The 23,404-nt window shown below is 30.9% G+C and carries 18 protein-coding genes; 12 read left to right on the top strand and 6 right to left on the bottom strand.

All coding sequences use genetic code 11. From position 1 onward, the window contains the following. Positions 1-1,478 precede the first annotated feature (1,478 nt). Genes mnmG through BLW23_RS14415 form a run of 3 tightly spaced genes read right to left on the bottom strand, consistent with a single transcriptional unit; the run spans position 1,479 to position 7,199 of the window. Positions 1,479-3,356, bottom strand: coding sequence for a tRNA uridine-5-carboxymethylaminomethyl(34) synthesis enzyme MnmG (gene mnmG / locus BLW23_RS14425; protein ID WP_093671041.1), 1,878 nt, complete (start codon positions 3,354-3,356; stop codon positions 1,479-1,481). Positions 3,357-3,387: 31 nt separating this feature from the next. Then, entirely contained in the window at positions 3,388-3,804 is a 417-nt protein-coding gene (ybeY, locus tag BLW23_RS14420; RefSeq protein WP_093671039.1) for an rRNA maturation RNase YbeY, read from the bottom strand. A gap of 53 nt (positions 3,805-3,857) precedes the next feature. Beyond that, positions 3,858-7,199 (bottom strand): DUF4175 family protein, encoded by a 3,342-nt coding sequence (locus BLW23_RS14415; protein ID WP_093671037.1) that lies wholly within the window; start codon positions 7,197-7,199, stop codon positions 3,858-3,860. Between the two features lie 482 nt (positions 7,200-7,681). Here BLW23_RS14415 and BLW23_RS14410 point away from each other — a divergent pair, with 482 nt between their 5' ends. From BLW23_RS14410 to BLW23_RS14395, 4 genes are all read left to right on the top strand, one after another. Next, complete coding sequence (locus BLW23_RS14410) at positions 7,682-8,509, top strand: transporter family protein (RefSeq protein ID WP_093671035.1); 828 nt, start codon at positions 7,682-7,684, stop codon at positions 8,507-8,509. Between the two features lie 429 nt (positions 8,510-8,938). Beyond that, positions 8,939-10,453: a glutamate--tRNA ligase gene (gene gltX, locus BLW23_RS14405; RefSeq protein ID WP_093671033.1), complete on the top strand. Its 1,515-nt coding sequence runs from the start codon at positions 8,939-8,941 to the stop codon at positions 10,451-10,453. 226 nt (positions 10,454-10,679) lie between these two features. After that, positions 10,680-12,866, top strand: coding sequence for a zincin-like metallopeptidase toxin domain-containing protein (locus tag BLW23_RS14400; protein ID WP_093671031.1), 2,187 nt, complete (start codon positions 10,680-10,682; stop codon positions 12,864-12,866). A 4-nt stretch (positions 12,867-12,870) separates the two neighbouring features. Further along, on the top strand, positions 12,871-13,200 hold the full coding sequence (locus BLW23_RS14395) for a hypothetical protein (RefSeq protein ID WP_093671029.1): 330 nt from the start codon (positions 12,871-12,873) through the stop codon (positions 13,198-13,200). A gap of 81 nt (positions 13,201-13,281) precedes the next feature. On the opposite strand, the gene BLW23_RS14390 is transcribed toward BLW23_RS14395, so the two are convergent. The 3 genes from BLW23_RS14390 to BLW23_RS14380 form a co-directional block, all read right to left on the bottom strand. After that, positions 13,282-13,866: a hypothetical protein gene (locus BLW23_RS14390; protein ID WP_093671027.1), complete on the bottom strand. Its 585-nt coding sequence runs from the start codon at positions 13,864-13,866 to the stop codon at positions 13,282-13,284. Positions 13,867-13,917: 51 nt separating this feature from the next. Continuing rightward, positions 13,918-14,352, bottom strand: coding sequence for a tellurite resistance TerB family protein (locus BLW23_RS14385; RefSeq protein ID WP_093671025.1), 435 nt, complete (start codon positions 14,350-14,352; stop codon positions 13,918-13,920). A gap of 351 nt (positions 14,353-14,703) precedes the next feature. Beyond that, on the bottom strand, positions 14,704-15,573 hold the full coding sequence (locus BLW23_RS14380) for a winged helix-turn-helix domain-containing protein (RefSeq protein ID WP_093671023.1): 870 nt from the start codon (positions 15,571-15,573) through the stop codon (positions 14,704-14,706). Positions 15,574-15,746: 173 nt separating this feature from the next. On the opposite strand from BLW23_RS14380, the gene BLW23_RS14375 reads away from it, so the two are divergent. The 8 genes from BLW23_RS14375 to BLW23_RS14340 all read left to right on the top strand — a co-directional run bounded on the left by BLW23_RS14375 (position 15,747) and on the right by BLW23_RS14340 (position 23,361). Continuing rightward, complete coding sequence (locus BLW23_RS14375; RefSeq protein ID WP_093671021.1) at positions 15,747-16,310, top strand: YceI family protein; 564 nt, start codon at positions 15,747-15,749, stop codon at positions 16,308-16,310. A gap of 23 nt (positions 16,311-16,333) precedes the next feature. Next, positions 16,334-16,918, top strand: a complete 585-nt coding sequence (locus BLW23_RS14370; RefSeq protein WP_093671019.1) for a hypothetical protein — start codon at positions 16,334-16,336, stop codon at positions 16,916-16,918. A 205-nt stretch (positions 16,919-17,123) separates the two neighbouring features. Beyond that, on the top strand, positions 17,124-19,529 hold the full coding sequence (locus BLW23_RS14365; RefSeq protein ID WP_093671017.1) for a bifunctional aminotransferase class I/II-fold pyridoxal phosphate-dependent enzyme/GNAT family N-acetyltransferase: 2,406 nt from the start codon (positions 17,124-17,126) through the stop codon (positions 19,527-19,529). 137 nt (positions 19,530-19,666) lie between these two features. After that, complete coding sequence (locus tag BLW23_RS14360; RefSeq protein ID WP_093671015.1) at positions 19,667-20,179, top strand: YybH family protein; 513 nt, start codon at positions 19,667-19,669, stop codon at positions 20,177-20,179. An 88-nt stretch (positions 20,180-20,267) separates the two neighbouring features. Continuing rightward, on the top strand, positions 20,268-20,855 hold the full coding sequence (locus BLW23_RS14355; RefSeq protein WP_093671013.1) for an alpha-ketoglutarate-dependent dioxygenase AlkB: 588 nt from the start codon (positions 20,268-20,270) through the stop codon (positions 20,853-20,855). A gap of 199 nt (positions 20,856-21,054) precedes the next feature. After that, positions 21,055-21,843 (top strand): SDR family oxidoreductase, encoded by a 789-nt coding sequence (locus BLW23_RS14350; protein WP_093671011.1) that lies wholly within the window; start codon positions 21,055-21,057, stop codon positions 21,841-21,843. Positions 21,844-21,858: 15 nt separating this feature from the next. Then, a complete protein-coding gene (locus tag BLW23_RS14345) occupies positions 21,859-22,644 on the top strand; it encodes a class I SAM-dependent methyltransferase (RefSeq protein ID WP_093671009.1) in 786 nt (261 codons plus the stop codon). 6 nt (positions 22,645-22,650) lie between these two features. After that, positions 22,651-23,361: a DNA alkylation repair protein gene (locus BLW23_RS14340; protein WP_093671007.1), complete on the top strand. Its 711-nt coding sequence runs from the start codon at positions 22,651-22,653 to the stop codon at positions 23,359-23,361. Positions 23,362-23,404: the final 43 nt, after the last annotated feature.

Here is a 23,404-nt window from a genome sequence, read left to right as displayed (position 1 = left end):
TGATAGGATATTTATGTTCTGAATGTTTGTTCTATTTTAAAATTGGTATAGTATCCTGATTATACAGATACATTCGTTGTATGGTTTTATAAGTATTCGGATAGGAAGATAATTTTTGGAAAGGTAAGTTGAAAAAGAATGTGTTAGTATTTAATTAGATGATTTAGGTAGATGTTTTTTTTTGTAAGTTTATTTACTAGTGGTTTTCTTTCTTCAAATCTTTTAATTGTACTTTTATACTAATGCAATCAAAGAATGGCACGAAAAAACAAAGTTGTTCCACATGGAACGTTTTAGTTTTTGTCGTTATTTTTATGTGTGAATACGTATTGCATAAATATCTCTTAAAATAATTAGTAGTAATTCTTTTGCTTTATTAAATAAAAATTACCTGAGTTTAAATGGGGTTATCTTTATTATAATTGGAAAGGAATTAGAAGAATTTTTTATATAATGTTGATCTTATTATGGTGATACTTTTATTTTTTTCTATATTCTGAATTATTTAAACCAATCTGAGTTTATTCTATGTTTGTTTTTGAAGTTGTTTCTCGTTACATATATTTTGAATTATTTGTGTTACGTTAAATATATAATTCCATATATAAATAGGCCGTGGTTATGTATAGCTTCATAAATTGTGTTGTTTTAGTTTTTTCGCTATTCTAATATGTGTTTTTTAGATTTTGAACTTAGATCATGCGATTTTGGTTGATCTATAAGTGGTGTTGGTTTGTGATGTTAACTTATGGGTTTCTATCAAGAAGTGAATTTTTTGATATCGCTTTAATTTCTTCTATCTTAACTCCTTTATTATGGCTTAATATATATATTCTATTAGGTGTGATTTTTTTCTATTGTTTAATGAATGCTATTTATTCTAGATATTACCAACGGCTTTTCTTTTTATTAATCCTTAGTTTTATTTGTTTAAACTGTGTATAATCTATTCTGGAGTAGCTTGCGCTTAACTTATAGACGATGGATAATTGTATAGAAGGATATACGAATGTGTAAATAGTTATAAGTTTTTAAATTCTGGTATAGTTTCGTATGGCCTTACGTATAGAAGTAGATGGTGTGTTTATATATGAAGTTGGTTTTTCTGGTTCTATGGATGTTTGATGTTCTTACTTTGGATTGTGCTTGGTCTTATCTTGTATCAATGTATAATGGAGAGATCTTGAAAATTTAATTTTTACTTAAATACTATTAATCCGTCTATGTTTGTTGTAGTAAGATATGTAAGAATGGCTTTAAATGTATATGTTGTCTTAAATAGCTATTGTTGATATTACGAGTATAGTGTGTAAATGTGATGATTAGATTATTTTAAGAACAAGTAGAAAGATACTTGTATATCAAATTAGTTGTTTTCTTTGATTAAGGTTATATATATAAAATTGATAGAGTAAATAGTGTGTATAAAAAAAACGTTCCACATGGAACGTTTTTAGTTTTTCTTTAATTTGTTATTGCTATCTACCCATGTAAACGAGTAGTACAGAAATATCACTTGGAGAAACACCGCTTATCCTACTGGCTTGCGAAATAGATGTTGGTTGAATTTTACTAAGCTTTTCTCTTGCTTCATAAGAAAGAGATTTTACTTTACTATAATCGAATAAAGAAGGTATAGGAACGTTTTCTAATCTATTTAATTTATCAGCATTGTTCTTTTCTTTTGCGATGTATCCTGAATACTTTAAATGAATTTCTACTTGTTCTATAATTTCTTTATCGATGTTGTTTTCTTCGATAAACGATTTTAATTTATCTAGGTTACGGTAATCATTGAATTCCAATTGAGGTCTAGCAGCTATTTTGTATAGCTTCATAGATTGGTTTATCGCGGCTAAGTTTTTCTTTTCTAAAATAGGATTTATTTCTTCTTTTGAAACACTTAAATTGGTTAGAAAAGCGATTAGCTTTTCTGTTTTTTCTTCTTTATCTGTTACTCTATCGAGTCTTTCTTTAGAAGCTAAACCAAGTTCATATGATCTTTTAGTAAGTCTTAAATCGGCGTTATCCTGTCTTAGTAAGGTACGATATTCTGCTCTTGAAGTAAACATTCGATAAGGTTCTTCTGTACCTTTAGTGATTAAATCGTCTATGAGCACGCCAATATAAGCTTCACTTCTTTTTAAGATAAAAGGCTCTTTGTTTTGTGTTTTTAATGCGGCATTTACTCCCGCCATTAATCCTTGGGCGGCGGCTTCTTCATATCCAGTAGTTCCGTTTATTTGACCTGCAAAGAACAGATTCTCTATTAACTTGGTTTCAAGATTATGTCTTAATTGGGTAGGTGGGAAATAATCGTATTCAATTGCGTAACCATATCTAAAGAATTTTACATTTTCAAATCCTGATATTGCTCTAATAGCTTTGTCTTGTATGTCTTCAGGAAGTGAAGTAGAAAAACCATTTACATATATTTCTACAGTATTCCATCCTTCTGGTTCTACAAAAATTTGGTGTCTTTCTTTTTCTGCAAAACGATTTATTTTATCTTCTACTGACGGGCAATAACGAGGTCCTGTTGATTTAATTCTACCGTTAAACATTGGTGATCGATCGAAGCCTTCCTTCAGTAAATTATGTACTTCTGGATTCGTATAAGTTAAATAACACGAACGTTGTTTTGGTAACGGAGTTGTTGTTGGTAAGTATGAAAACTTTTCAGGATTTTCATCTCCTGGTTGCTCAGTCATTTTTGAATAATCGAGAGATCTTCCATCTACGCGTGGAGGTGTTCCTGTTTTCATTCGACCCGCTTCGAAACCTTTTTCAATTAAATCTTCAGTAATTCCTGTAGATGCTCCTTCTCCTGCTCTACCACCACCAAATGTTTTTTCTCCAATATGTATTAAACCATTTAGAAAAGTCCCTGCGGTAACAATTACAGTTTGTGCTTTTATATGTAACCCTAAAGCGGTTTTTACGCCTTTAATCTTGTTTCCTTCAAATAGCAATCCATTAACGGAATCCTGATAAAAGTCTAAATTTTTAGTTTGCTCTAGCATGGTTCTCCAGCATTCAGCAAACTGCATCCTGTCAGATTGAGCTCTTGGACTCCACATTGCTGGTCCTTTTGATTTATTGAGCATCTTAAATTGTATGGCCGTTTTATCGGTTACAATTCCGCTGTATCCTCCTAAAGCATCAATTTCACGAACAATTTGTCCTTTAGCAATGCCTCCCATAGCAGGATTACAACTCATTTGGGCAATGTTTTGCAAATTCATTGTAATCAGCAATGTTTTTGCTCCCATATTAGCACTGGCGGCAGCAGCTTCGCTTCCTGCATGCCCTCCTCCTACTACAATAACGTCGTATATGGTATTATATAAACTCATGTGATAATATTCAGTTCCACGTGGAACTCGGTTATACTTTTCTTAAAATTTCTAAACATTCATTTTCTTTCCTACGCATGATTTCTTTTTCATTATCAGTTTTATCTTTATATCCTAAATAATGAAGAATACCATGAATGATTACTCGGTGAAGTTCATTTTCAAATGCTACATTAAAAAGAGAAGCATTCTCTTTTACACGCTCAATTGAAACAAATATATCTCCACTTACCTCCTTACCTAAAGAGTAGTCAAAACTAATAATATCGGTAAGGGTGTCGTGTTGAAGAAATTCAATGTTTATTTTGTGTAAATAAGCGTCATCACAGAAAATATAATTGATTTCACCTAATGAACCTTCTTCTTTTGTAATACACTGTTGTATCCAAGCACTAGTGTTTTCTTCTTCGTTTAATTTAAAATCTGTTTCGTAGTTAAATTGTATCATTTAAATATATAGTGGTAACAATGTTGTGTTTTAACTTGTAGTTGTTAATAAGGTTAATTTTTGGTTGTCCCCTCCTTTTTTGTAGTTGTAAAGTATTGTTTAACCTTTTGTTTGTAATTCTGCTGCAAAGGTAATGATTGTCTATTTAATATCTCTGTTTGGTTATAAAACAACTCTTTAAACTTTAGTTCTTTCTTATTCGTGTTTTTAAACTCTTTAAGATTGGTGTTTGATTTACGTTCTTGTTTCTTACCTTGTTCGAAAGAAGCTTTTTCTAGCTTTAACAATTCATACTTCAAAGCTTGCATTCTTTTTAAATTCTCCTGATTAAATCCGTTTTCTAAAATTTTATTTTCTAACTCTTCCATTTGTTGTAATGCTTTTTTTGCAGCACCATTTCCGTCCTTACCATTTTTAATGGCATCCTGAAGTTGTTGACGTAATTGTGATTGTTCCTTGAAAATTTTATATAATTCTCCATCCATTTGTTCACCATTTTCACCTTGCTGTCCTTCTCCTTGTTTACCTTCTTTTTGTCCTTTTTGTCCTTTTTGTCCTTTTTTACCTTCGCCTTCTTTAGGTTTACCGTCTTCACCTTGCTTCATGCCGTCTTTCATTTTTTGCATGATATCGTTTTGCTTTTGTATAATATCAGGTAAACTGAAAGAATCTCCTTTTCCTCCTTTACCCTTTCCTTGCCCCATACCTTGTTGAGGGTTTTGCATGGCATCAAGTGTATTACTTAACATGTCGGCTAATGTGTTTGCAGAAGTCATTACGTATTGCTGATTTGATACACCAATAGTGATTTTATTATCTGCTAAATTGTCTAAAGATTCATCAATATTATAGTGAGCGTTGGCTAATTCTTCCTGAATTTTTGTGCTAATACTCGGTACTCTCATTGATAAAGCGAATAAACTATCATCAATATGCTCAAAATATGTTTTTAATTGATATTGCTTTTTAATATTGGTTCCAAAGTTTGGGTGAGCAGCATTGGTGTTTGAAAAATCATTCATTAAATCTTCTTGATTGAATGAAAAAGTAACTAAGTTTTTAAGTACCTGACGCAAACTTTCCATGTTTTCTTCCTCCATTTCTGCACTCATAGATTGCATTGAATTTTGCATACTTTTACTCATTTCCTTCATCTTTTTTGCTGCTTTTTTCTGATTCTTTTTCGCTTGGGAACTCTTTTTTTGCTCCATATTCTCTAGCGATTTCTTCATTTCTTGTTCAGCCTGCTTTTCCATTTCTTCCATAGAAGGAATATCCATAGGTTCTTTTAATTTCTCATTATCTTTTTCAAGCTCATCAATGTCTTTCTTTAAATCATCAAACTCTTTATTTGCCTCTTTTTGCTCTTCAGAAGTGTCTTCTTTTTTAGATAACTCTTCCTGTTTTTTTGATAGTTCATTGAGCTTTTCAGTGATTTGATTCATTTTTTGCTCTACATAATATCGCTTTGTCATTTCAAGAATACGTTCTAAACTGCGTTCTTTTTGTTTGTTTTGTTCAGCAAGCTCTTTGGTTTTCTTAATTAAGTCTTCTTTTTTTAATTTATCTGCTAACTCTTTTAGTTCGTCAAGAAGTTTTTGTTGCTTGTCAATTTTCTTTAATTCTTCAATCCTTTTCTTTAAATTTTCTTTTTTATCGTTTAGCGTTGGGGTGTTTTCTTCTTTTTCTTCAAAATTTTCTTGTATTTTGTCTGTTTGACGTTCCATCATTTGCTTGTATTGCTCCTGACGTTTTATCAAATCTTTAATATTTTTCTGATCACTCCAGCTAATATTCTTTTTGTTTTGTAGCTCCAATTGAATTTTTTCAAGATCTTTTTTACTGTTTTGCTGTTTCTCTAGAGAGTTTTCAAGCTTGTTTATATGGTCTTTTTGTTCTTGTAGTAACTCTTCTTTTAATTCTGCTGCAGACTTTTGGCGGTAGTAAAATTTTTGACTTACGGCTTTTTTTGCGCCATTTACTCTGTCGTTGTCAAAAACTTGAAAATACAATTCGTAATTTGTTTTTTCTTGTAATTTTAGGTTATTAGGAAACTCATGAAAGAAGGTTTGAATAGCCTCTTTATTTATATTAATCACTTGATAATCAGTTGTTTGATTATTATTTTCTTTACTGTATACCAGTTCTAATTTTGATATTCCATGATCGTCAGAAACTTGTCCGTAAAACTGCGCATTACCTCTTGTTATGCTGTCAATATTTGATTGAACATTAATATTCGGAACTTCATCTTTGATAACTTGAATTGAAAATTGTAATTGTTCGTAGTCTTTTAAGTTTTCATTTGAAGTTGATAATTGATAATTCATTGAATTGAGAATCCTTCGTTTTAATGAAAATTCATTTTTAGTGTCTTTTTTGAAACTTGTTCGTTTATTATTACTAGTAAACGCAACACTATCAGTTTCAGATGTTTTTATCTTCCAAGTGATGAATGTTCCTTGTGGAACATTGATATTTCCTAGGTTTTTTATGATTTCATTTCGTTTTTTTAAGTAGCCAGGATAGTTTAATTCTAAGGCAATATTTTGAATTGAAGGTGTGTTTATAAGTTGTATTGAGTACGATTTCGACGTAACTTTATTAGCCTTTAAGAAAAAGGAAATTGAATTTTGAACATCATTAAAAGTATATGAAAACAATCCATTTCCATTATTCTGCATGTAATATTGTTGATCGTTGAAATGAATTTTTGTTTCTTGTGGGGTACTTTCACCTTTTGTTTCAAAATAAATTGTGATGGATTTTCCTTTAATAACAGTGAAATCCGAGTCTGTAGGAATAAAATAGAAAGGAGCTGGTGGTGTATATGCTTTACTCGGGTTCATTACACGTTCAAAACTTTGATTAAGTTTTGAATTTATACCCGTCAGTAAGCTTAATCCCCATATAAAAAGAGGTATTAGTGCATATTTTGCATACCTAATATTTGATTTAAAATTAATAGCTTTTGAAAAAGGAATAGGTTGTAATTCTTCTGATTTTTGAGAAATACTTGCTAACAATAAATCCGATTGCTCAGAATGATTCTTTAATTGTAAAATATTAATGAGTTTATCACTTACTTCCGGAAAATGAGCGCCAATTATTTTAGATGCTTCTTCAGAAGAAATTCCTTTTTTTAATCCAATTAATTTAAAAATGGGAAAAAGTATAAATCTTATTAATAACAAGGTTTCCACAGTTATAAAAACCCAAAAAAGCAAGGTTCTAGCACTTGTGTTTAACCACAAAAAATGCTCAATGAATAGGGTTATAAACAAATAGATTAAACCTAATGATGTAAATAACAATGCGCCTTTAATAAGTTCGTTTGTGTAGTATTTCTTACTAAACTGTTGTAATTTTTGTTCTATTTTTTCAAATACTTCCATCGAGTTAATCTTGAAATTTTAATGAGTTATTACCTTTCTTATGTTTGATTTTTCTACTAAATCTTTCGCCTTTACATAGCCAACAACTACAAGGAGTTCCATGAGACCTAAAGCTATGTACATTGCCATCTTTTTCAGTTAATCTGTGCAGCTTTAGCCTTTTTTTATACTTAAGAATTTTAATTCTAAAACGCTCTCTTTTATTCAAATTCTTAGAATTTTCTGTTTTTATTATATGATGAATAATTGACTACCATATAACTTATAAAAATACTACATTTACAATTAAAGATTACAAACAATTTTTTGTAAGTATATCTTTGCTTCTACTACTACAAGAAATAGAACATAATGGTGTTATTAACAAAACCAAAAAATGTTAATAGTGGATCTATAGTATTTTGTTTGAAACAAGAATTAGGATCTCCATATCAATGAACTCGTTTAAACGAGTTCAATAGTAAAACAATAAAATCAAATCGATGAAAGACCTAAAAATCATTGCAGCAATTCTGTTTACTGGAACATTGTTTGCTCAAAGTCCTTGGACAAAAAAGAAAAACGAAGCATATCTTCAATTGTCTTTTTCAAGTATTTCGAACTACTCAGAGTTATTTGGAAATCCTGATTATGCTACCGACAGAGAGATTACGGATAACACTTTACAACTTTACACGGAGTATGGTTTATCTGATAAAACCACATTATTTGGAAGTGTACCTTTGAAAATGGTTCAATCGGGAAATCCGACTTTAAATATTGCCATAACTCCAGAAGGATCAGAAACGAGTTTAGGTAATATTCAACTAGGTGTAAAACACAATTTTTACAATAAAAAATGGTTAATTTCAGGACAAATAGGAGTTGAAGCAAACACTAGTACATATACCGCCACTTCAGGACTTCGCACTGGATATGATGCTTGGACCGTTACACCTTTAATTCTGGTTGGACGTGGTTTTAACAATTGGTATATACAAGCTTTTACTGGGGTTGATATTCGAACAAATAATTACAGTAGTGCTTATAAACTTGGAGGAGAAGTTGGTTACAAAGCAATTGATTGGTTATGGGTTGCTGGATTTTTAGATGGTGTTGCTTCTTTTCAAAACGGAGAAGTTGTAATTCCAACGAATAATGGTTTAACTGGATTGTACGTAAATAACCAGAGTTATGCCGCCTTCGGTTTGAAATTAATAGGAGAAATTAATGATAAATTTGGAACGAACGTTGGAATTGGTGGAGCTCTTGGTGGAAGAAATGTTGCTAAAAAACCTGCTTTTAGTGTTGGGTTCTATTATAAATTATAAGTTGTAAATAGCATAAAATGCACTTTATGATATAGAGACTGTCAATTTTGATGGTCTTTTTTTTTTGAAATAATAGTTGAACCAAATAAAATTTAGGGTTTATTAATCGTGCATAGAGCTAAACACCATGGTATGTATCTCCGGTTTTTTTATTATAACTTCATGAATAGCATTGAAAACACAAGAAAATTGACATTTTCTTACTTTCTGCATAGCACTTTATGATTGAAGCGTAAAACACTTGTTTGATCATGTTTTAAAGTAGTTTCAATATGGAATACATTTTCGAATGTATAAAGCGAGTTAAATCTTACTTAGTGCTTAAAAACTTGCGATGAGTTCATTAGATAAAACTATCTTTGCGCTTTCAAAAGCTACCTAATATGGGCTTCTTTTGAGTAATAGAGATTTTAAAAGAATTTAATTAAAATGACTGACAACGTAAGAGTACGATTTGCTCCGAGTCCAACAGGGCCGTTGCACATGGGAGGAGTAAGAACCGCTTTATTCAACTATTTATTTGCCAAAAAACACAATGGAACTTTTGTCTTAAGAATAGAAGATACTGATCAAACACGTTATGTAGCGAACGCTGAAAAATATATTATCGATTCGTTAGAATGGTGTAATATTCCATTTGATGAAGGCCCTGGTAAAAATGAAAAATTCGGACCTTATCGTCAGTCTGAACGTAAAGATTTATATAAGCAATATGCCGATGAGCTTTTAGCAAGTGGTTGGGCATATTATGCCTTTGATACCGCTGAAGAGTTAGATGCTCACAGAAAAAATCACGAAGAAAAAGGGAAAACGTTTATTTACAATTGGCACAACCGTGAAAAACTTCAAAATTCGTTAGCATTATCTTCAGAAGAAGTTGAAACGAAAATTAATGCAGGTGAAAAATTTGTGATTCGTTTTAAAACTCCACATGATGAAATATTGGTAATGGAAGACGAAATACGTGGAAAAATTTCAGTGAATACAAGTACTTTAGATGATAAAGTATTGTTTAAATCTGATGGAATGCCTACGTATCATTTAGCAAATATTGTTGACGATCATTTAATGCAAATCTCTCATGTGATTCGTGGTGAAGAGTGGTTGCCTTCTCTCCCACTCCATGTGTTGCTTTATAGAGCTTTTGGTTGGGATGCTCCAAAATTCGCGCATTTACCGTTAATTTTAAAACCAGTTGGTAAAGGAAAATTAAGCAAAAGAGATGGTGATAAATTAGGTTTTCCAGTATTCCCATTAGAATATGTGAATGAAGAAACAGGTGATGTTTCAAGAGGTTATAAAGAAGATGGATATTTTTCTGATGCTTTTATAAACATGTTGGCATTTTTAGGCTGGAATCCAGGTACAGAAAGAGAGCTCTTTTCTTTGAAAGAGTTAACGGAAGTTTTTGATTTGAAACGAGTAAGCAAATCAGGAGCTAAATTCAGTCCTGAAAAAACGAATTGGTTTAACCAGCAATACATGCAATCAAAGTCAGATAATGAATTATCTGGTGCATTTGCATTAATATTAGCTGAAAAAGGTGTTAAAAGCGAAAAAAACTATATAGAAAAGGTTGTTTCGTTAGTGAAAGAAAGAGCTGTGTTTGTGGCAGATTTTTGGGATTTGTCTAATTTTTTCTTTGAAAACCCGTCTGAGTACGATGCAAAAGCAGCAAAAAAGCAATGGAAAGAATCAACCCCCGACTTAATGAAAGAACTTATTTCAGTTGTAGAGGGTATTGAAAATTTTGAGTCCGAAAATATTGAAACCATAGTAAAAACTTGGATTACTGAAAAGGAAGTAGGTTTTGGAAAAGTAATGCAACCTTTGCGTTTAAGTTTAGTGGGCGCTTTAAAAGGGCCTCATTTATTCGATATTATAGAAATGATTGGTAAACAAGCTACCATTGAACGACTTAACAATGCAATAAGTAATTTGTAAAGGAATTTTCATAAGCTTGTTTGAATAATATAAAAACTGGAAGAGTATATCGCTTCCAGTTTTTTTTTGCTTCAATAATTTAAAATTGCTGGCTACTGTCTGTTATAGTCTTATAATTCTAACATTTTACAGTTTTATTTATTGGTTTTTAAACATTTTACAATATTTTATTGAGTTTTTATGTATTTTGTTATATGTTTGTATCACATTATACAAAAAACAAGTTATGGCAGTATTTAAAACACTTGATGAACTCAATGAGTTCAATAAAAAGGGTTTTGAACAGATTTTCGGATTGAAAAAGATAGAACGTCCCGAAAGTCCATTCAAAGAAGGCTCTTTTGATGATCTCAAATTCAATGCACGACCACATGAAGTTTTTAATCTCGATTGGAAAACATACGGTAGTATTGATTTTGCGGATAAATTTTTACCCTATATTAAAAAGTATTACAAAGGAAAGGGAATGTGGATGTACGATGGGGCTGAATTATTTAATGGTTTAAAAAAGACAGAAAGAAAGTTATTTACTTTTGATGAACATAAATATTTAATCAGCCTTATTAATTACACATACCCCAAAGGTGTATTAGCGCAAGAAAGAAAGGATCGAATAAAGATTTCTGACAATGAATTACTAACTTTTATTGAAGTAGATGAAAGTGAAAATATTGATATTCAGTTTAAATTTGGAAAACGATTCAAAAACTATTTGAAAAAATCTTTTGAAAATAGTGAAACGAAGCTATCAACAGTCTCGTTAGAAAACAAAATTTACCAAACCGACAAAACAACATTTCAAAGTTTTTTTAAACAAGAACTGGTTCATGAAAACATGATTCGCTATGTTCTGAGCACTTTGGGAGTTGAAAAAGAAGCAACTGAATTGGCTAAATTTAATGCACTTTTTTCTAAGAAAGTAATTTCTTTTATGGAGGACTTTACGGTTGCAGGTAAATACAAACCTTATGTATTTATTGAAAAGTCACAAAGAGCTGTACAGTTAAAAACAGACAGTACAATTAATGAGGGAGTTAAAGTAACTCCTAAATCTAATGAAATTTATATTTGGTTAGTATATAAGAGTAGTTCGTTTATAAAAGTTCAACTAGGAACCAATGTTGCTAAGGGTTTAAAAGAAAGAGAAATAACTCAAGATGTTATTGAGCAACTAATTATTAAAGAAATTAAAGCTGAATTAGACACAAATATTTACAGTAAAAAGACTATTGATAGAGCGACACACAAAGGTCTTGGAGAGGCATTAATACAGTTATGGATTTTAGAAAGAAAGGAAAGCAGCGGGTTAAATTCAGAAATATTTAATACAAACCCTTCGTTATTCCTTGCTTTGGAGGCAGCTAACTTTGCTATAGAAAAAATTGAAAATTATAAATTCAAAGAACATCATTGGAATCCAAAGTTAAAAAACTACTTACCTCTTATTGAGGGTGACACCTTGTTTAATGCACAGGTTTGTGGTTTTGTAAATGGTATTATCGACGAAGTGAGAGCGATACCTGAAATGCTGGCTTTTTTCTCTAAAATAATGGGAAGTGAAAAGGAAATGAATGCTTTTGTTGATGGTTTAAAAAAGCTATTTGAAGAAGGAATTTTTCAAGCAATTATTGAAGGAGCTACTAAAGAATATGTAAAAGCCGTACAAGAAGGTAATGTCGAACGTTTATATTACAACCTAGCACATGATGTGATACAAATTGTATCTTTGTTAATAGGTGTTTTTCAATTAGCAAAGGGAGTTTCTAGCTTTATTAATTTTTCTAAAAAAGGATTAAAGTATATCAAAAGATATGGCAGAAAAGGAATTGATGATCTAAAGGATTTACCGAAAAAACAGCTTGAAGATATTTTTGAGGATCTAGAACATCTTTCAAAGGAAGTCGACGAATTATATAGAAATAAAGGAGTTAATAAAGCAGATGGAGGTGTTAAATTAACAAGAAATCAATTATTAAAATTAAAGAATGATTTAGAATTAAAATTCAAAGAACTAAATCTAAAAGTTGAAATTGTAACTAAAACGCCTAAATTTAAAGCGAGATTAAAAAAATGGAATGGCTTAAGGAATACACAAGGTTCTTTTAATCCTGGTCCACCTCCAACAATATATGTAAGGCAAAATTGTACACAACTTACTTTACAACATGAGGTTTGGCATATGGAAGATTTGAAAAGATTCGGTAATCTAGAATATAGAAAAAAACCTAACTGGAAACATGAAGAAAGCGTTTGGAACAATATTTGGGAAACCAAACATAGATGGACAAATGAGGAGTTAGTTGATTCCTATTGGTATTACGTAAAAGAATCATTAACTCAAGGGGGACAACCTAATATAATTGGGGAAATGGAAGAGTTACTAAAATTATTTCCTGAAAGATTAAAAAATTAATAAAATGAATTACACAGAAAAATACGCGTTAAAAATTGGAGAAAAGGTATTGAGAGATATAAAATTTTGGGATGATGACATAGAAACTCCTACAGCAAAATATATTAAGAAAGGACTGACTTTAGTTTTTCCTGAAAATGCATGGTTAGTAAGTTTTCCATATGGAAAAGAAGATTACGGGACAGATATTAATGATAGAAGTAGAGCAACTATACATGTAACCATTTTTGATGATGATGGAATTGCTACTAGTATTTCATACAAGAATGGATATATTAAATTGGGTTATAATACTGGTGAAGAAAATTATTATGTAAAAGAGCAAAGACCATAAAAACATTTTTAAGTATTATGAAAACAACAAAAGCGGCTCGAAAGCCGCTTTTGTTGTATATACGTTTAAAGTCATTTGTATTTAATAACACAATCCACCTGAAGTGGTTGCATGATTTCCGTTTTTAAATGCATTGAACCAATCCAGTTTAAAAATAATACTCAAAGTTCCTTGAATATGTGAACGCATGCTTTCATACCCTTCAAAAGAGTGTTTGTAATAAATTTGGGGATTGATTCCAATTCTGTTTGATATCCAATAAATGCCCCCGGCACCAATATTAATGGTAGGAGTCATTTTTCTTTCTGAGTCTACCACACTTCCTCCAACAAATACATACGGAGCAAATTTTTCTAATACAGCATCCAAATTATAACGAATGGATCCGTCAATTGAAAAATATGAAGCCGAGTTTTTAATAAATCCAGCATCTTCAAGTGTATTAAATGAAACAGCCCCGTCCACAGAAACGCGATCACTAATTGGCATGGTTAGGTTAAAACGCGGAACTTGAAAGATGGTAGCGTCTCCAATAAAAGCTGCGTCGTCGGCAGCAAACCTAGTTATTCCAGCACCAAAACCTATTTGCCAAGAGTCATTTAAATTTTGACTTAATATAGAATTAGTGATTAATAAAAAAAGAACGACAAAAAGACTTTTTCTCATAAATCCACGGTTTGTTTATAGTATAACTAATAAAATAGGTAATTAGTATAACTAGTCCAAATTCACTCGTTTAATAGCTGCGGTAAAATCGTCTAAATCGTTGTTGTTTAAAATTAAATGAATAGCTTCATCACATACTTTTTCAACATTGTCTAATGGAAATTGTAATGCTACAGCAATTTTGTTTAGAATACCTACTTCTTCTTTATCAACCTCTTCGTCAGCAAAAATCATTTTTGTTAATCTATACAAACGCTCAATTCTATCATCATAGTTCGCAGGTGGATTTACAGGATACTTCTCAGGAGTCTTTAATATTTTTTCATATTCATCTTTGCTAATGTTTAATTTTTTTGCAGCTCTATCGAGTAGTTTTTGTTCTCCTTCAGTGATAACATTATCTACTTTCGCAATTTTTACGATGCTCGCAAAATGACCGATTTCTTGTAAGTGTTTCCCGCTTGAATATAAATCTGATATTGACATAAATTTATGTTGTTAAATAGTTATTTTCAATTTTAGATACAAATTTAATGAAAAAAGTCACTGAGCTACGCTCCTATAGAAAAAGCTAGAGTTATCTTTTGAGCTAGAAACACCTGTTTTTCTATAGTATCGAACAACTTTTTTTGGTAAAATTCAATATTTTATTTTCTTATGATAAATACTGTTTTGAATAATAAATATCGATTTTTACAAGCGTTTTTAATGGTGTTTTTAAGAGGTTTTGAAAAAAGTTAGAGTAATTCGATATAGAAATAAAAAAACTATTTAAAAACAATATGAGAATTAATATTTAGTGTTTGATAGCATAAAATTTAAAAATCGGGCATTTTTTTAGCTTTTGCTAACTTCTAACTTATAACCTACCCCATGAACATTGATAATTTTTAACGCAGGATCTTCTTTTAGTTTTTTTCTTAATTTTGAAATATAGGTATCTAAACTTCTTCCAACAAAGACGCCATTATCTTCCCATACTTTTTTTGAAAGTTCTTCTCTTTTTATAATTTCGTTTTGTGCAGAGGCAAAAACGGTTAATATTTCACGTTCTTTATTTGAAAGCATAATTTCATCAGAGTTGAAAACTAATTTACTTTGATTCGGATACAACCAATAATTTCCTATTTGAATTTTCGAAGGATTTTCTTGTTGCTCATTTGAATTCTTTCTCTTCCCAAAATACATTTCTGAAAGTATAAGCAGGAGCACAACTAAAAAACCAAACCAATAAAAGGAGCTTCTCAATAGTTTCGGTGAGGAAGCAATAAATTTAACTTGAATTTTATAACAGTTAACCGGTAAAACTCTTCCCGAACAAGGAACAATACTTTTTTTACTGGTTTCCTTCATTTCATAACTGTAAACAACATCATTAATCAAGCACTCTAAAACGGCGACTCTATAAAACTTGGAAAGGTCAGATTTTTTGAAGCTTTTTTTTATTTCACTAACCAGAAAACCTGGCTCAATTTCAAGACCTTTTTCAAACGATACTTCATAAATATTAGGTTTAATTTCTTTTACTGGTAATACTAATGACGTACTGTCTTTATTTGAAAGTAATAAGTTGTTTCCAACTTCACGAAGACCAATTTTTACACGTTCAATAAAGTCAGAGTTATCTTGATTAAAACTAGAAAAAACACCTCCTAAAAAAAGAAGGATTCCTAAACTACCGTATATATAAAATCGTTTACTACTCATAATTTGTACTGGGAAATTGCTAAAAAAGAATATAAAATGGAATATCTATATTGTTTCTGGGAAGTAAAGTTCTAATATTTTTCTCAGATTTTACAACGGCTTACACTTCTTTGACACTTTTTTGACACTTTTTAGAACTCCCTCGTTTAGATTCGCTTCAAAATACATTAATTATGAGAAAAATAAGCGTAACATTAATTTGTTTTTTAAGCGTCATTTATGGTTTAAGAGCGCAAGAAAAACTACCTGTTAATTTAAAAAAAAGCAAGATTCAATGGATAGGTGAATACACCTTTTATTTTGGTGGTCACGAAGGAACGATCAATTTAATAGAGGGGTATTTTATAAAAAACAATAAAAAAATTACTGGAGGTAAATTCACCATAGATATGAATACCATTAAAAGTACCGACATTGAAAATAAAAAAGCAAGAAATAATTTAGACGAACACTTAAAAGATTCCGATTTTTTTGATGTAAAGAAGTACCCCAAAGCTTATTTAAGTATTGATAAAATTGAATATTTTGAAAATAATACAGCGAGAGTAGAAGCTAGTTTTACAATTAAAGGAATTACAAAACCAGTTAAGTTCAATGCTGATTTAAATTATGAAAAACAAACGTTGAAAACGAAATTTAAAATTGACCGTAGGCGTTGGAATGTGAATTACACTAGCAAAATGAAAGATGGAGCGATCTCTGATGCTATTGGGTTTATTGTTGAAATAGGATTATAAATATATTGATAGAAATTAATAAGATGGCCTTAAAAAAACTAGTAATAATATTGTTTATTTCTGCAAGTGCATTTGCACAAACTGGAGTAGTTGACATTTTACAAGCCGATTCAACTTGGACCAAGGAAAAGATAAAAATACCTTTTCATTTTGCGCCCGAAATTAAGTATGAAGGTTATGAAGACATTCGTTTTGCAAAAGGTTGGGGAAATATTGAAAGTTCTGAGTTTTGGACTTATAGTTTTGTTTGGAATATTAATTTAAAAGATGAACCAAAAACATCTTTTTTTGAAGAGAACTTAAAGTTTCACTTTGATGGTTTAATGAATTTAGTGAATAAAGAAAAAGATAAAGTAATCCCGAAAACACAGACAAAACTTTATCTAAGTAGTAAAACTGAAAAAACTAACTTCTATCAAGGAACCTTGGTGTTGCATGACTCTTTTAAAACCAAAAATCTAATAGTACTCTATGTTAATATTGAGAGTAAACTTTGTAAAAAAACAAATAATTATCTTCTTTTGTTTAGGTTCTCACACCAACCTTTTCAGCATTCTATTTGGGAAAAAATGAAACTTGTAAAAATAAAAAAAGAGTTCTGTGGTTAGAATAGTTTCATTATCAGGTGTTTTCAATAATACTATTTATACAGCATAATTTTTTTACTTTTTGAATAAACTTTTCAATTGTTTAAGGGTCTAAATAACGAATGACTTATTGGATACTTATATAATAAATTTTAAATATCCAATAAGGAATTTATGATGTCCCAACTAGGCATCACGTAACCTAAACTTAATATTAAAATTTATTATGATTGAAACCCTAGATCAAATTATTGAAGATGGTTTTAAAAGAAAATTGGTGCATAATTACACCTCAAACCAAGAAAAGACAGATGATAATGCTGTAGTAATTGACAATAAGAAACTTATTAATTTTGGATCCTGCAGTTATTTGTCATTAGAAAACGAACAGACACTTAAACAAGGAGTTGTTAACTCGGTATTAGAACATGGAACGCAGTTTTCATCTTCTCGAACCTATTTGTCAATAGGTTTGTATCGGGAATTAGAGGGATTAATGAGGCAGATATACAAAAGCCCATGCATTGTTACAGCCAGCACCACGTTAGGACATTTAGCTACGATTCCAGTAATTGTAGGAAACAAGGATGCCGTAATATTAGATTTACAAGTTCATTCAAGTGTTCAAATGGCAGTTAAACTGCTAAAAGAAAGAAGAATTCCTGTTTACATCGTAAAACATAATTGCATGGAATCTTTGGAAATTAAGATTAAATCGTTGAATAATAAGTTCGATAAAGTATGGTATTTCGCTGATGGTGTTTATTCAATGTATGGTGATTTGGCTCCGTTTAATGAACTTAAAAGCTTGTTAAATTCTTATGACAAGTTCCACGTGTATATCGACGATGCCCATGGGGTAAGCTGGTATGGAGAAAATGGATGTGGAGTTGCGAAAAGTAATATGGGATATCATGAAAAAATGTATTTATCTGTTTCCTTGAATAAATCATTTGCTTCAGCCGGAGGATGTATGGTGTTTCCGAATGAAGAAGTTGCAAGAAAGGTCCGAAATTGTGGATCAACGTACATTTTTTCTGGCCCAATACAACCACCGATGTTAGGAGCTGCCATAGCTTCTGCAAAACTTCATTTATCTGAAAAATTAAATAAAAAACAAAAACATTTAAAAGAACTTATTAATTATACTAATAAGAAATTAGATGAATTTAATTTTCCGCAATATAAAAAAACCGAAAGCCCGTTATTTTTTATCCCTGCTGGACTGCCTAAAATAGCCTATGATACAGTGAATAAAATGAAGGAAGAAGGATTCTTTTTTAATGTAGCTTCATTTCCTGCAGTTCCAATGAAAAAAAGCGGACTCCGTTTTATGATCAATAGTTCACTAAATAAGGAAAATATTGATGATATGCTTGAATTACTTCAATATAAATATCTTGAAGCATTAAAGGAAAATAATAGTAATTGTGAGGAAGTAGCTAAAACATTTAAGCTTCCAAAATTTAAACTAAAGGCGGCTATATCTGAAAACATTATTGAAAAAAGAGATGAACTTCAAGTAACTTTAAACTCTACAATATTGAGTGAGTCGGAAGAGGAATGGAATACTATATTTAAAGAAAATGCTACGCTTAGTTATAATAACATTGTTCTTGTAGAGAAGACATTCACCAATAACGAAAAGAAAGAAGATAATTGGAATTTTAAATATGTCGATATTAAAAACGCTTCAGGAAAAACTATTTTAAAAACCTTTTTTACAGTGGCTTTAACAAAAGATGATATGTTTTCTCCTGCATATATATCTGAAAAAGTAGAAAATGAACGAGGAGAGAATTCACCTTATTTTTTAACTTCAAAAACGGTAGTTGCAGGTTCTTTAATAACTAAAGGGAATCACCTATTTTTGGATAAGAGCGATGCTTTATGGCTAGCGGCTTTAGAAAAATTAATAAATATTTTAAATTCGGCTACTATTGAATATCAAGCAAGCAAACTAATGATACGTGATTTTTATGGTCAACAAGATTCTGAATTCGAAACGAAAATGTTAGAATTAGGTTTTACCAAATTTCAGTTACCAAATAACTTGTTAGTAAATGAATTTCCTTGGAGTAATCAAGAGGAATATTTAAAAAAATTACCTCAAAAATACCGTTATAATGTTCGAAAAGAGGTGTTAAAGTTTGAGGATAAATTTATTGTTAGTTATCGTAAACCAAGCTCTACAAATGAATTATTGGAAATGTATAGACTGTATGAGCAAGTTTTTGAAAAATCATATACCTTAAATGTTTTTAAACTTCCGTTTAGTTTTTTCGAAGAAATGGCAACAAGTGCTAGTTACGATTTCATTCAACTATATCTTAAGCCAAATGATGAAAATGAAATGCCAAAACTAGTTGGAGTAATGTTTAGTATAATAAATAAGAACATTTACAATGCAATGATTGTAGGTTTAGATTATAAACATGTTTATGAGGTGAATGTATACAAGCAAATTTTATATAAGACGCTTCAACGTGCTAAGGAAATTGGGTGTTCAAAGCTTGATTTTGGCTTTACGGCTGACCTTGAGAAAAAGAAATTAGGCGCACACCCTATCGAGGTTTATGCTTATGTTCAGGCAGCAGAACATTTTAGCCATTCACTTCTGGAAAATATATAGGTAGCTTCCAGTATTTCAATAGTAAAGTTTAAGTAAGAAGAAACCCTAAAAGGTATTTTGAAACTGTTTTATAATTTAAAATATTGACTATTGAATAATTAAATAATCAGTAACTTGTAAGCAACTAAACCTTACTTATGAAAAGAGCTTACTCGTTACTGATTTTTTTTATTTCGATTACTTCTATTTTCTCACAAGCAAAGATCGAGAGCACTGAAATTACTAAGGAAATTGACCAGCAAGTGTGGTTTCCTTTTATCAAAGCCTATAACTCTAGAGATTGGAAGGCGTTTAATGACTTACAAACAGACGATGTTTTAAGAGTGAACACCTATGGAATGAGAATGGGTAGTGAATACAAAGAAAAAATAAAGAAAAACTTTCAAAAACCGGTTTCAAATGTAGAGCAAATTGAATTTAGCTTTGCCCAGAGAATACATAAAAAAAATACAGCTTATGAAATCGGTTATTATAAAGTTACCTACAAAAAGAAAAACCCAAAATTTAAAACACATTTTGGAATGTTTCACGTGGTACTAAAAAAAGAAGATGGAGTTTGGCGGATTGCCCAAGATTGGGATGGAGATTCTGTAAACGGAAAACCAATTACTCAACAAGATTTTGATAGAGGGGAGTATCTGACTAAATAACAATTCTAAGACGATTTAAAGCCAAAACCAATAGTATCTGCGTAAAAACTTTAAAAACCTCTATAAATAGCTATAAAACAACCAAAACATGATATTAGATCTGAACTGTGAGATCAAATACAAGGAAGTTTTCTTATCCGAAGAAGAAAGTGATACAATCTATAAGGAACTTTCTGAAATAAAAGAGTTTACAAAGCCTTTTTCTATGATACTATTCAATGGTGAAAGATATCAGGAAAATTACGGAAAACACATGTTTATGGACATTGAATTGTTCAAAGAAAACAAACTGCCTTCAGAAATTTGGGGTCCTTCAAAACCTTGGACCGAAAGATTACTCGTTATCAAAGATAGAATAGAAGAAGAAACAGGTCATCAGTTCCAAGTATGTGTATGCATTTATTATCCTGATGGAAATTCAGGTGTCGATTACCATTCTGATCAAGTTGCTTTTGGAGATACCTCTCATATCGTTTCTATTAGTTTAGGAGAAGAGAGAGTTTTTCACCTGAGAGAAAAACTGACCCAAAAAGTACATGAAGTTGTGTTGAAAAAGGGAAGTCTATTGCTCATGGGTGAACATTGTCAGGAACGATATGAACACGCGCTTCCTTTGGATTTAAATTATAAGCAACCAAGAATTAACCTTACGTTTAGAAAGTTTGGATTTGATTAAAATGGCTTAAAAAATTCATTCTTGGTTCCAAAAACCTGTCTAGAAAATTAGAATTATGTCTCCAACAAATACCTTTAAAGCATGTATTGTTATCGTTTGTAACAATAAATTGTTTTGTTTTCAATACATTAGATGAAATATTTATTATTCAAACTCACTAGGTATTCTTAGTAGAGATTGATATTAAAACAAAGAAACGATGAATAATCAAGTTATTTGGATCACAGGTGCTTCATCTGGAATAGGGAAATCATTAGCCATCGCTTACTCAAAAGGTGATGTTAAGTTGATACTCTCTTCTCGAAATGAAGAGGCGCTTAATGAAGTGCGTTCTCTTTGTAAAAATCCTGATAATGTAAAGGTATTACCTCTTGATTTGGAACAATATGAAACCTTGACAACAAAAACGACTGAAGCAATTAAATTGTTTAGTAAAATTGATCTTCTCATTAACAATGGAGGTATCAGTCAACGTTCTTTGATCCGTGAAACATCTTTGGAGGTAGATCAAAGAATTATGGCGATTAATTATTTAGGAAATATAGCGCTAACGAAGGCACTATTACCTCATTTTATAAAAAACCAAAAAGGACATTTTGTAGTTACTTCAAGTGTGGTTGGAAAATTTGGTACTCCCCTACGATCAAGTTATTCTGCTAGTAAACATGCTTTACATGGATTTTATGACGCGCTTAGAGCTGAACACTTTAAAGATAAGATTACTGTTTCTTTAGTTTGTCCTGGTTTTGTAGCTACAGAGGTTTCTAAAAATGCATTGGTCGGTGATGGATCTAAGCAAGGAGCTCGGGATACAGCTACTGAGAAGGGAATGCATCCAGATCGATTTGCAAAACTTATGATAAAAGCAATAAAAAATAAAAAAGCCGAGGTTTATATTGGTGGAGCCAAGGAAAAAGTAGGAGTATATGCAAGAAGATACTTACCCACTTTGTATTATCGTTTGGTTAGAAAATGGAATGTTACTTAAATTCAATAAAGAAATATGCAAGTAAAATATGACAAAATAGGAATCAATTACAACGAAACGCGAAAGGCAGATAAATACCTTACTGAGCGATTGATTCATCATTTAAAACCCGTAAACTATGAATTGTATTTAGATATTGGTTGTGGAACAGGAAACTATACAAGCGAAATGGAAATAAAAGGAATGAACCTAATTGGAATTGATCCTTCAGAAGAAATGCTAACGAAGGCAAAAAATCAAAATAGTAATGTTGATTGGCGAATAGGTTCTGTAGAGAAAACTAGACTTTCTGAAAACTCAATAGACGGTATTGTTGCAACGTTAACAATTCATCATTGGTCTAATTTAATAAATGGATTTAAGGAACTAAACCGAGTGTTAAAATCACAAGGGCGTATTGTAATTTTCACTTCTACTCCGGAACAAATGCGAGGGTATTGGTTAAATCATTATTTTCCGAAAATGTTATCTGATTCTATTGATCAAATGCCTTCTTTTGAAAAGGTGAAAGATGCTATGGAAAAAAATAATATTAGTATTGAAAAAACGGAGAAATATGCCATCAGACAGGATTTACAAGATCAATTTTTGTATTGTGGAAAAGAGTTTCCGGATCTGTATTTTAATGATCAAATTCGAGAAGGTATTTCTTCATTTTCTTCTTTGGCAAATCAAAAGGAGGTTGATGAGGGCTTGTTAAAACTGAAAAAAGACGTTGAAACTGGACACATAAATAACATTATGAAATCGTATGAAAATCAACTGGGAGATTACCTTTTCATTGTTGGTAAAAGTGAATAAAGCTTAATGACTTACGAAGAAATAATTGAACGTTTGTATGAGCTTCAAGATGAAGATAAAGTAGCGTTTAAAAAACAAAAGTTTGGCGTAATAGCGAATAACTCTTTAGGAATTTACCATAAAGATTTAAAAGAATTGGCAAAAGAAATTGGTCAAAACAATATGTTGGCTATTAAACTTTTTGATAGCGGAATTTATGAAGCTCGCCTTTTATGCAGTAAAATATTTAGACCTAAGAACCTTACCGAAGATTTAATGGAAAAATGGGTAAAAACCTTTGAGAACTGGGAGATTTGTGATAGTTTTTGTATGGGAGTTTTTGCCAAAAGTGAATTAGCGTTAGCTAAAATATTAGAATGGACTCAACGAAAACCTGAATTTGAAAAGAGAGCGGGTTTCACTATTATGGCCGCTTATTGTATGGCTGATAAAAAATCAGATAATGAATTGTTCGAACAGTTTTTTCCAATTCTCAAAAGAGAAGCAAATGATGAACGATTGTATGTGAAGAAAGCAGTGAATTGGGCTTTAAGAAATATAGGCAAGAGAAACGTCGATCTTAATAAAAGAGCAATTGAAGTAGCTGAAGATATACTTGAATTTGAAAGCTCTTCTGCTAAATGGATTGCGAAGAATGCTCTGACTGAATTGCAAAAGAAAACGAAACGAATGTCTGATTACCCAAGAGCTATTTATAGAAATAAAACGAAACAATAGTTTAGAAAATTATTACATGTTATTTTTGATTTTTTTGAATTGA

It is taken from the genome of Tenacibaculum sp. MAR_2009_124, assembly GCF_900105455.1.
Lineage (GTDB): Bacteria > Bacteroidota > Bacteroidia > Flavobacteriales > Flavobacteriaceae > Polaribacter.
The sequence above is the reverse complement of the archived record's forward strand: the minus strand, read 5'-3'. Positions and strand labels throughout refer to the sequence as shown.